The following is a 7,321-nucleotide window of genomic DNA, read 5'->3' as shown; positions in this document are numbered from 1 at the left end:
ATTAATAACCTTAAACTCAATATTTCCAAGTACTTTCTCCGTAGAATTTGAAGTCGCCGAAGTAAATGACTGAATTCCCAGTGCCCCAACAAATGCCAATGTTGCAAACGCAGAAATTTTGATTAGTTTTTTCATAGTAAAAATTTTTTGGTGTATAAATATATGAAAACTGAACTTAAAACTCTAAAATTTTTATTTGGTTGCGTCTACAGCAAACATTAATACCAATTTCCCGGTAGAATCATAAACATTCAAGACCTGCTCTGCAAAATCAACAGTTAAACCCTTGCTGTTCAGGATCTCCATAAAGCGTCTTTCAGTGGTTGCAACCAGGTCATCCGCACAAAGCATTTTTGTCGACATAATGTGTGAAAACTCAACCGTATTCCGGGTTGTAGCCATTGTTCCTGAAATGCGGTTACAGCCATTACTTCCGGTGAAAGAATTCGTAGCCATATCCATTTTAATTCCTGCTTTTGAATCTTTAACGGAAACACCATCCATCTGAATTAATTTCATTTCTTGCTGGTTAAAGTAATTCCACGGTGTTTTCTCCGGTCTTCCGCCCGAAACAGCAGCCGGATCTTCCGGGTTCGGCTTCATCGCAAGCTCAAACACCAATACTTCCTTTTTCTTCGCAGTCCAGACCATCTTTCCATCTTTATGGGAAATCTTAAATGTTTTCTCGAAAACAGAACTCAAAAATTCTTTTTCAATTGCCATTTCTGCATCCGGACAAGCCATTAAGGTGGAACCACCGGCCTTCACCGAAATTTTAGTTTGCTTTTTGTTCAATACAACTGCACTGAAAAAACCATTGCAGCCGCTCTTCCCTGAAATGCGTTTAAAAACACTGTCAAATGAGATGGAGACATGTGCATTTGTCAGATCTTTTCCATTCATGCGGATTGCACGGTAAACAGCACCTTCATCCCCGATAATTTTCGGCGTAATTGAAATGATTTTATCCAGTTTGTAAATGTACTTCGACAAATCTTGCGGAACCGGTTCCGGGCGTGGCGATTCGATCACATCAATCACATATCTGTTTCCCGGCTCGTAATTAAATCCGGCAATACGCTCATAAAACAATTCCCAGGTCTTGGAACCATCTTTCTGAACCTGAAAACACGTTTGCGGCATCATCCGACGACATGGAACACACTCCTCCTTCACAACCATCCGAATCTTTTTCTGACTGAAACTAAGTGGTGTCAATCCGAAAATGCTCAAGGCAACAATTAAAAAACCTTTCATCTTGTATATTTTTTCGAAAGATAAATCAAATTCCAAGCCAAACCCAGATTTTGTGTCAAAAGTATCCGCCAATTTTTGTCGGGAAGTAAACAAAACAACCTGTAAAGAGCCATTTTATTATAAGGCACAAAATAGTTAGTGAAGCGAAAAAACATTCATTGTTTAAACCAACGAAGGAGGGATAAAGGGGAAGGATAAAGATCATAGAATCAGGAATTGAAAAACCTGTACGCTGAAAGTATCGGAAAACAAAACACCTGCAATCACAAACATTCTTCCTGCTCATTCACAGCTATTCTTTTTTTGATATAGGTCAAATTCAACGCCACATCCGACCCTTTTTGAATGAAACTTCAAAAAGATTCTGAATATTCGCTGAAAGCATTTAGTAAAAGCCTGAATGCTTTCATACTACAAGTTTCACCAGACAACAATGCTATGAGAAATTCGATCCCCTCCGGAATAACACTTATTTGTTTGCTTATTGCCTTTACAAACTTCGGGCAGCCTCCCTGCACTTCCGGACCACCCTCAGCAAGTGACGATTGTGCAACAGCTCCTGTTGTGGCACTTAACGGCGTATATTGCGATAATACCTGTAGCTACACGGCTAACGACGCCTTGTGGTTCAAGAACAGCAATGTATTCTGCAGCTCCGTCGCCAAACAAACGGTTGAAAATAACAGTTTCTACCTATTCCAGGCAACAGCATCTTCCGTAAGTCTCACGATCTGCACCATGCCCGGATGCACCAACAAAGGAAGTATCATCGGGGCTTCCGGCATTCAGGCCTTGATTTTTAATTTCCCGACAGCAAACGGAATCGGAACTTGCGGGTCAGGAACAATAAACGGTTATTACTGCCTGAAACAACTCAGCGGAACGGATTGCAGCTCCTGCGGAAATCCGAAAGGATGCGTCAGCACCACCGTTTCCGGATTAACAAGCGGAAAATTTTATTACCTCATGGTGGATGGTTTTGAAGGAGATTGCTGTCCTTTTGAAGTTCAGTTCACGTCCAATGTTTCCCTGCCGATCGAATTACTGACTTTTGACGGGGAAGCCGGCACTTCGGGAAATACACTTTGGTGGGAAACAGCCAGCGAACGGAACAACAGTCATTTTGAAATTGAAAGCAGCATAGACGGAACCCAATGGAAAACCATCGGTTCTCAAAAAGGTGCGGGTAACTCCGCTCAATTGCTTTCTTATTCCTTTTTGGATCGGGAACCCGCTGCAGACCTGACTTATTATCGTCTCAAACAAATCGACTTCGACGGAAACTATTCCTTCAGCAATCCGATTTCCATCAAAGCAATCGCACTCAATGGCATCACCTTTTCTCCGAATCCAACAGATGGACTTTTGGAAATCCGGATCAATGCCCCAAAAAGAGGTTTGTATGAAGTCAGTTTTATCTCTGTATTGGGAGTTTCATTCGAAAACCAATTTCAATTGGAACAAGGAAATAATTTACTGAAACTGGATTTATCGGATCAGCTTTCCAATGGAATGTATCTCTTAAAAATTACGAATGAATCCGGTCAGCTTGTTGGCTCCGGTAAAGTGATTAAGAATTGAAAACTGATTCAATTGATAGTCGAAACGGGGATATTCAACCAGGAGTACCAAGATCAGCTACTTTCCAAATGAGTTCTCTTGCAATTCGAATATGTTCACCAGTTTGCGGTTTAATAAATATGAGTTCATTGACGTAAATACTGGTCTGCCGCATCGGTATTCCATGAAGTACAGCCGGATTACTATATCCTAAAACGAAGAGTCCACTTTTAGCGGGCCATGTTTGTGTTGGTTTCGGACTGTTTACATTTACAAGGTCCGTACAAATACTCGCAAAAGAAGCGTCTTTATTATCAAATACCAGAAGTTCAATGTTTACACGATCGTTCAAACCTACAGAAACGGAATAACAACTATCGAACTGAACCGGGAGGTCAGAAGTAATGTGAAGAACGTACCTGTTGTTAATCAATTTATAAATTCCATTTGCGCAACCTATACTTTCACCGGCTTTTGTACTATCCATATTAGCAAAGTAGGTTTCAAACGTTTTTGTCGACCGATCCTTCTCATTTAGACGATTCAGCAGGCTTTCATTCTCATTGTCATTACTCTCATTTGAGCAACTTAAAAGAAACAGAATGCCAAGTAGTAAAACAAATACTTTCATAATATGAAATGTTTATTACAAAAAAAGATAACTTTTATTTCTGAATCGCATAGAAAAAACTCACTAGAATGGCACGAAGTACGAGGGTGATTGAATGCAAAAGACAATCGTAGTAATATCCATATTCCCATTAGGCTTACAAGGATTTAATGGTACGTTGGCATCATATGCATAGATCTTTTGGGTTCGTAGTAGTTACTTCCCGATGCAAAACTTACTGAAAATATTCGCCAGCAGGTCGTCTTCTGAGATTTGTCCGGTGATACTTCCCAACCAGAACATCGCCTGGCGGATATCCATTGCGACAAAATCTCCGGTAATATTGGTTTCCAAACCCCATTTTGCTTTCTCCAGGGAATCTTCGGTTTTTTGCAAAGCATCCAAATGGCGCGCGTTCGTAACGATTGTATCGGATTGCGTATTGAAAGAACCCAGAATCTGAGCCGACAACCATTTCTTCAATTCCCCGATGCCGCTTCCGTTCTTCGCACTGATGGGCAAAAAAGGCGTTTCAAATATCCACGGATTGTTCAATTGATCCGGACGCAGGTCGTATTTATTTCCCAATACCAGGAAGTGCTTTCCGGGATATGTTTGCGCCTGTTCATCTGCCCAACGACCCGTTTCTTCCGAATTCATGGATAAATGCCCTTCCTCCGAAGACTGATCGGCACTGAAATCACTCAGCATCAACACAATTTTGGCTTGTTTGATCTTATCCAGGGAACGCTGAATTCCCAATGCTTCAATTTCTTCCGCTGCTTCCTCCCGGATTCCGGCCGTGTCAATCAGGCGGAATAAAATCCCGTCGATATTCAAAATCTCTTCGATCACATCACGGGTTGTTCCGGCAATATTGCTCACGATTGCACGGTCTTCACCCAAAAGCTGGTTCAAAAGCGTACTTTTTCCGGTATTCGGTGCGCCTACAAGTGCTACGGGAACTCCGTTCTTCAACACATTTCCCAATTCGAAAGATTGGATCAGTCTGCGAACATACGCCAGAACTTCGGTCACCAAAGCAAGCAATTCCGTTCTGTCGGCAAATTCCACGTCTTCTTCCGCAAAATCGAGTTCCAGTTCCACCAATGAGGCAAAATGAATGAGTTTTTCGCGCAAATCCGTCAATTCACTGGAAAAAGAACCGCGCATCTGGTTCATTGCCACTTCATGCGCACGTGCCGATTCGGAAGCAATCAGATCCGCCACCGCTTCCGCCTGGCTCAAATCCATTCTTCCGTTCAGAAATGCACGCATGGTAAATTCTCCGGGTTGCGCCAATTCGCAGCCATTCGCCAAAAGCAGGTTAATGATTTCCTGCTGAATAAATACCGATCCGTGACAAGCAATTTCCACCGTGTTTTCTCCGGTAAAACTATGTCCTTCATGAAAAATCGTCGCAACAACCTCATCCAAAACAGCACCATCCGCTTTCTTCAAACGCACAAAATGCGCGCTGTGAGAAGCTGCATCAGCATATGATTTACCCGAAATCCGGTCCAGGATAGAAATCGCATCCTTACCCGACATCCGGATCAATGCAATTGCCCCCATTCCGGGAGCCGTTGATAACGCACAAATGGTTTTTGGAGAAACACTCATGGTGCAAAGTTACAAAGAAAAAAGCCGATCCATCGGCATTCAACAGGAGTTTGATTGAATGCGGACAGACCGGCGTTTCCTTTACTGATCTCTCAGAAAAATCTTATAAATCCCTGCGATTTAAGCGATACAATGCAATTGCATACAGAATCATCATGTAAAACAACGAAAGCAAAGCCACTTGCCAAAGATCCAGGATGTAAAACGCACCATGATGTTTCGCTTCCGGGTTCGTCACAAAAATCTCTTTGAAAAAAGGAAGCGGCGTTAATTTCGAAATATTATTCATCGGCATGAACGCGTAAATATTCTCAGGTAAAAACCAGCCGAATACTGTCTCAACAAACACCACTCCATAGAAAAGAACAATCGTAATTGCAGGTCTGACCAAAAAAACGGATAAAAAGAATGCCAGCCCGAAATAACAAAGAGTCTGAACAAAAAACAGTCCTACAAAATGAACGTTGGTGTACAAATCAAGCCCTTTTCCCTGTGATAATCCGAAGATTGTCCCGATCAAAAACACATAAGCAGTTGCGAGTGCCGACAAAAGGAACACCACGATAAACTTCGAAACAATGACCTGTTTTTTAGTTAATCCATCAATGATGTGCTGCCGCAAAGTCCGGTTGGAAAATTCATTCGTCGTCAGAATAACCACAACAACAGCCAATAGCAGGTTGAAGTAACTTGCTGAATACGTGATAAACCCCCAGATATTCGGGAAGGAATACATGGTTTCCGAAGTCGGAAATAATTTGAGTGATTTGTTCAAACTTTCAAAAAACTCATTCAATCCAAGCATCCACAGCGGAATCATTGCCAGGTAAACGGCCAGAATAACCTTAACAGAAGTGAGTTTCTTAATCTTAATCCACTCGATTTGAATTAACTTTTTCATGCTTCAATATGGCTTATAAATGATTGTTCCAATGATTGTTTTTTCACGAAGATCTCTTCACAATAAATACCAGACAACGCCAGTTTCTTATTGATGTCCAAACTACTCAGATCACTCGTGAATTCGATCCATGATTCCTGTTCGCTGATGATGCGCAAAATAGAAGGCATCAATAATTCCTTCACCTTCGATAATTCACTGCTGTGAATTAAAATATGCTCCTTATCCTGGGTAATCTCTGCCAGCTTCCCTTCGCGGATGATTTTCCCCTTGCGCATGATAATCACATCGGTACAAATCTTTTCCATTTCGTCCAGGATATGCGAAGCAATGACAATGGTTTTTCCTTCGTCCTTCAACTTCAGAATCAAACGGCGAATATCCACAATTCCCATCGGATCCAGACCATTCGTCGGTTCATCCAATACCAGGACTTCCGGATCGGAAAGCAAGGCCGAAGCAATCGCAAGGCGCTGTTTCATTCCCAGGGAGTAACTTTTGAACTTGGATTTGGCGCGTTCCGACAAACCTACACGTTCCAATACGCTTTCAATAGCAGACATCGGATCGGTGAGGTTTTTAATCTTCGCAACAATTCTCAGGTTGTCAATTGCATTCAGATAAGGATAAAAATTCGGTGTTTCCAAAAGCGCACCGATCCGCAAACGGTTGGAGTCCTCCTGTCCGTTTCCAAACCAGGAAAACGAACCTTTATTTGCTTTTAGAATTCCGAGAAGAATGGCCAAAGTGGTGGTTTTTCCACTTCCGTTCGGACCAAGAATACCAAAGATCTGCCCTTTTTGAACCTTGAATGAAATTCCACCCAGAGCATGTACATCTTTGTATTTCTTATCCAGGTCACGAACTTCAAGAATAATGTCAGACATAAGTACTGTTTTTCGTAAAGCTACAAGAAACCCGCAATTGAAAGCTAAATTTTAGTACAAGAGGCTATTTTGAATTACGAATGTCACATTACAAATGCCGAACAACTCATAATCCTCCCCGCTTCACACACTTGTAAAACATCATTCCGAAAAGACAAGTCACATAAAAACACCAATTCCGACCTTCATATATGGGTCAAGTACGGGTACTCCCACCTAACAGTATGGATATAGTATGACGATAGTATCAAAGTGTTATAGATTTAACAACCGATTTTAGCCCGTTTACTGCATTTTTGAGTCTAAACAACCCGATTTTATTCTCAAAATCCGGACTGTCCGGGTCTTAACCCTTAGCTCTCTCTGCCCTGACTCTTGGCTCCTTCAGCCCACCCTTCTTCTCACATAAGTGAAATCATTCGTAATTCGTAATTCGTAATTCGTAATTCGTAATTCGTAATTCGTAATTCGTAATTCGTAATT

General features: G+C 41.7%; 6 protein-coding genes. 1 reads left to right on the top strand and 5 read right to left on the bottom strand.

Annotation, left to right across the window (positions count from 1 at the left end; translation table 11 throughout):
• Window positions 1-192 precede the first annotated feature (192 nt).
• Complete coding sequence (locus tag Q1V93_RS12270) at window positions 193-1,257, bottom strand: META domain-containing protein (protein ID WP_300665099.1); 1,065 nt, start codon at window positions 1,255-1,257, stop codon at window positions 193-195.
• Window positions 1,258-1,695: 438 nt separating this feature from the next.
• Here Q1V93_RS12270 and Q1V93_RS12265 point away from each other — a divergent pair, with 438 nt between their 5' ends.
• Entirely contained in the window at window positions 1,696-2,838 is a 1,143-nt protein-coding gene (locus Q1V93_RS12265; RefSeq protein ID WP_300665097.1) for a T9SS type A sorting domain-containing protein, read from the top strand.
• A gap of 34 nt (window positions 2,839-2,872) precedes the next feature.
• On the opposite strand, the gene Q1V93_RS12260 is transcribed toward Q1V93_RS12265, so the two are convergent.
• The 4 genes from Q1V93_RS12260 to Q1V93_RS12245 all read right to left on the bottom strand — a co-directional run bounded on the left by Q1V93_RS12260 (window position 2,873) and on the right by Q1V93_RS12245 (window position 6,838).
• On the bottom strand, window positions 2,873-3,448 hold the full coding sequence (locus tag Q1V93_RS12260) for a hypothetical protein (protein WP_300665095.1): 576 nt from the start codon (window positions 3,446-3,448) through the stop codon (window positions 2,873-2,875).
• A gap of 195 nt (window positions 3,449-3,643) precedes the next feature.
• Window positions 3,644-5,050: a tRNA uridine-5-carboxymethylaminomethyl(34) synthesis GTPase MnmE gene (gene mnmE / locus Q1V93_RS12255; RefSeq protein ID WP_300665093.1), complete on the bottom strand. Its 1,407-nt coding sequence runs from the start codon at window positions 5,048-5,050 to the stop codon at window positions 3,644-3,646.
• 103 nt (window positions 5,051-5,153) lie between these two features.
• Window positions 5,154-5,951: an ABC transporter permease subunit gene (locus Q1V93_RS12250; protein WP_300665091.1), complete on the bottom strand. Its 798-nt coding sequence runs from the start codon at window positions 5,949-5,951 to the stop codon at window positions 5,154-5,156.
• Window positions 5,948-6,838, bottom strand: a complete 891-nt coding sequence (locus tag Q1V93_RS12245; protein ID WP_300665089.1) for an ATP-binding cassette domain-containing protein — start codon at window positions 6,836-6,838, stop codon at window positions 5,948-5,950. The genes Q1V93_RS12250 and Q1V93_RS12245 overlap by 4 nt, the downstream gene beginning before the upstream one ends.
• Window positions 6,839-7,321: the final 483 nt, after the last annotated feature.

This window comes from Fluviicola sp., assembly GCF_030151805.1.
Classification (GTDB): domain Bacteria; phylum Bacteroidota; class Bacteroidia; order Flavobacteriales_D; family Crocinitomicaceae; genus Fluviicola.
The sequence above is the reverse complement of the archived record's forward strand: the minus strand, read 5'-3'. Positions and strand labels throughout refer to the sequence as shown.